Source organism: Methylobacterium sp. WL18, assembly GCF_008040015.1.
Classification (GTDB): Bacteria; Pseudomonadota; Alphaproteobacteria; order Rhizobiales; family Beijerinckiaceae; genus Methylobacterium; species Methylobacterium mesophilicum.
Map to the genome: position 1 here is coordinate 1 of NZ_VRVD01000452.1, position 3,833 is coordinate 3,833.

The window sequence follows — 3,833 nt, forward strand, 5'->3', positions numbered from 1 at the left end:
CGCCGGCCCCGACCGCGCTGTCGCTGACGATGGTGATCGCCCCGATATCGCCGGTGCGCCCGGCATGGGTGCCGCCGCACAGCTCGATGGAGAAGTTCTTGAGCCGGCCGCGGTCGGTCTCGGCGCCGGACGCGTCCACCGGCAGGCCCATCGAGACGACCCGGACCTCGTCGCCGTACTTCTCGCCGAACAGCGCCCGGGCGCCGGACGCGATGGCGTCGTCCACCGCCATCAGCTTGGTCACCACCGGGGCGTTCTGGAGCAGCACCGCGTTGGCGATGTCCTCGACCCGGGCCAGCTCGTCCGCCTCGATCGGCTTCGGGTGGCTGATGTCGAAGCGCAGCCGCTCGGGGCTGACCAGCGAGCCCTTCTGGGCGACGTGGTCGCCGAGCACCTGGCGCAACGCCTCGTGCAGGAGGTGGGTGGCCGAGTGGTTGGCGCGGATCGCCTTGCGGCGGGCGTGGTCGACCTTCAGCTCCACGGCCTGATCGAGCCCGAGGGTACCCGCCTCCACGCTGACGTGGTGGACGAACAGGTCCCCGAGCTTCTTCTCGGTGCCGGTGACGCGGACCTTCAGGCCCGCCGCCAGGATCAGGCCGGTATCGCCGACCTGCCCGCCGGATTCGGCGTAGAACGGCGTCTGGTTGACCAGCGCGAGGCCGGTCTGCCCCGCCTCGAGGCTCTTCACCTCGGCGCCGTCGCGCAGCAGCGCGGTGACGATGCCCTCGGCGGCCTCGGTCTCGTAGCCCAGGAACTCGGTGGCGCCGACGCGCTCGCGGATGCCGAACCAGACCGTCTCGGTGGCGGCCTCGCCGGAGCCCTTCCAGGCCTCGCGCGCCGCCTGCTTCTGGCGCTGCATCGCGGCCGTGAACGCCTCCGTGTCGACCCCGATGCCCCGGGCCTTGAGGGCGTCCTGGGTGAGGTCGAGGGGGAAACCGTAGGTGTCGTACAGGGTGAAGGCGGTGTCGCCGGAGAGCTTCTCGCCGGCCTTCAGGTCGCGCGTCTCGGAATCGAGGATCGACAGGCCCCGTTCCAGGGTGCGGCGGAAGCGGGTTTCCTCCAGCTTCAGGGTCTCGCCGATCAGCGCCTCGGCGCGCATCAGCTCCGGGTAGGCCTGGCCCATCTCGCGCACCAGGGTCGGCACCAGGCGGTACATGGTCGGCTCGCGGGCGCCGAGGATCTCGGCATGCCGCATGGCCCGGCGCATGATCCGGCGCAGCACGTAGCCGCGCCCCTCGTTGCCCGGCAGCACGCCGTCGGCGACCAGGAACGAGGCGGCGCGCAGGTGGTCGGCGATCACCCGGTAGGACGCCATCGTGGCGGGCTCGGGCGCCCGCGAGACGGCATGCGCCGCGGCGTCGATCAGCGCCTTGAACAGGTCGGTGTCGTAGTTCGAGTGCACGCCCTGGAGGATCGCGGCCATGCGCTCCAGGCCCATGCCGGTATCGATCGAGGGCCGGGGCAGCGGGTTGCGCAAACCCGGCTCCAGCTGCTCGTACTGCATGAACACGAGGTTCCAGAACTCGAGGAAGCGGTCGCCGTCCTCGTCCGGGGAGCCGGGCGGGCCGCCCTGCAGCGCCGGGCCCTGGTCGATGAAGATCTCCGAGCACGGGCCGCAGGGGCCGGTGTCGCCCATCTGCCAGAAGTTGTCGGAGGTCCCGATCCGGATGATCTTCTCATCCGGGAAGCCGGCGATCTTTTTCCACAGGTTCGCGGCCTCGTCGTCGTCGGCGTAGACGGTGACGAGCAGCCGGTCGGGCTTGAGGCCGAATTCCTTGGTGATCAGCGTCCAGGCCAGCTCGATCGCGCGGTCCTTGAAGTAGTCGCCGAACGAGAAGTTGCCGAGCATCTCGAAGAACGTGTGGTGGCGCGCGGTATAGCCGACGTTGTCGAGGTCGTTGTGCTTGCCGCCGGCCCGCACGCACTTCTGCGCCGTGGTCGCCCGGTCGTAGCCGCGCTTCTCGACGCCCGTGAAGACGTTCTTGAACTGCACCATGCCGGCGTTCGTGAACATCAGCGTGGGATCGTTCTTCGGAACGAGGCTCGAGGAGGGCACGGCCTCGTGTCCCGCACGCGCGAAGAAGTCGAGGAAGGTCGACCGGATCTCGTTGACGCCGCTCATCGGGGCAGAACTCTAAGCAGGGCTCAAGGGACTGGGCCGCCACCCGTTTCAGGCGCGACCCGCATGCCGCCCTCTTAAGGACGGATCAGGCCCGAGTCACGGGCGCCCCGCCGCGAAATCACCCCGGCCCGCCCCATGGCCGCCACAAGCACGGCCGTGTTGTCGCCACATCTGTCAAGCGATGGTGTGTCCGTGGCGCCGTCAAGGGCGCGTGAGGATTCGGGTAGACGATGCAGGGCCGCACGGTCGGATCGCCGAGGAACGTCACGGGTAAGCAGGGCCGGTTCGGGTCCGGCCGGGCCGATGCCATCACCGCACAGCCGATGCTCGGCCGTGTCCACGGGAGCGTCCCGGCGCTGGCCCGCTCGGTGCTCACGATATCGCTGATCGCCGGCGGCCTCAGCGCCGCGCTGATCGGCTCGGGGGTCGACCTCGGCAAGGTCGGGCTGAGCCAGGCGGTCTCCTCCGCGCAGGCCGCCACCGAGCCGCCGATGCCGCGCCCGCGCATCCACACCGTCGCCCTCAGCGAGGAGCTGGAGCGGACCCCGCTGCGCGCCTCGGCGAGCTTCGCGGCCGTGCACGACCTCGACACCGCCGTCGGCTCCAACGGCGTCGACCGCGTCTCCTACGACTTCCTGCTGTCGGAGAGCGCCGGCGGCGACCCGAACGACATCCTCGAATTCGGCCCGATGAAGATCCGGCGCCACCTGGTGCAGACGATCGTGCGGGCCGCCCAGGCGGTGCAGACCGACCCGGTCCTGCTCATGGCGGTGGCCGACAAGGAGTCGAGCTTCGTCACCGCGGTCCAGGCCAAGACCTCCTCGGCCACAGGCCTCTATCAGTTCATCGAGCGCACCTGGCTCGGCGTGGTCCGCGACTTCGGCGCCAAGTACGGGCTCGAGAAGGAGGCCGCGCTGGTCACCGCCGACGCCAACGACCGGCCGGCGATCACCGACGCCGCCGAGCGCGCCCGGGTGCTCGAATTGCGCCGCGACCCCTATCTCTCGGCGCTGATGGCCGGCGAGATGCTGAAGCGCGACGCCGGCCGCATCGCCCAGCGCATCGGCCGCGAACTCACCCTCGGCGAGGTCTACCTCGCCCACTTCCTGGGCGCCGACGATGCCGGGGAGTTCCTGGCCAACGTCGTCAACAAGCCGGCCGCCGCCGCAGCCGTGCTGCTGCCCGGCCCGGCCCGGGCCAACCGCTCGATCTTCTTTGCCGCCGGGCGCTTCGTCGGCCGCGGCCGGCACCGCAAGCCGGCCAGCCTCTCGGTGGCGCAGGTCCACGAGAAGTTCGAGGCGATGATGAGCACCCGCGGCACGCGGTACCAGAACGTCCAGGCGGTCTCGGGGATCATGGCCTACGCGGACGCCGCCACCGGCGTCGCCACGCAGTAACGACACGGCGAGCGGGCCTCTCTTCGCGGTCCCGCGCGCAACTCCCGGCCTCCCGCCGACGTTCGTCCAGTATCGCCGCATTCGCGTGCGGCGCGACACGGAGACTGCGGGACATTTCTTGGGGGGACGTTCTTGAGAAAGCCTCTGACGGGCACGGCGGCGCCGCATACCGAGACGCTCTCGCCGAGCAGCATGCCGCTCGACCAGATCGGGCAGACGCTGGCGTCGATCTACGACGACCTCATGTCGGAGGGCGTGCCGGAACACCTCGCCGCCCTGGTGCGCCGGGTCCGGCAGGCCGACATCCTGGATCA

3 protein-coding genes are annotated in these 3,833 nt (G+C 70.5%); 2 read left to right on the plus strand and 1 reads right to left on the minus strand.

The genetic code is table 11. The annotated features are described in order from the left end of the window. Positions 1 to 2,122 (minus strand): alanine--tRNA ligase (alaS, locus tag FV228_RS22720; protein WP_147856670.1); only part of this gene is annotated, 2,122 nt, incomplete at its 3' end. 230 nt (positions 2,123 to 2,352) lie between these two features. Between alaS and FV228_RS22725 the strand changes: the two genes are divergently transcribed. Both FV228_RS22725 and FV228_RS22730 read left to right on the plus strand, forming a co-directional pair. Continuing rightward, positions 2,353 to 3,519 (plus strand): transglycosylase SLT domain-containing protein, encoded by a 1,167-nt coding sequence (locus tag FV228_RS22725; protein ID WP_147856671.1) that lies wholly within the window; start codon positions 2,353 to 2,355, stop codon positions 3,517 to 3,519. A gap of 192 nt (positions 3,520 to 3,711) precedes the next feature. After that, on the plus strand, positions 3,712 to 3,833 hold a 122-nt coding region (locus FV228_RS22730), incomplete at its 3' end, for a NepR family anti-sigma factor (RefSeq protein WP_281406523.1).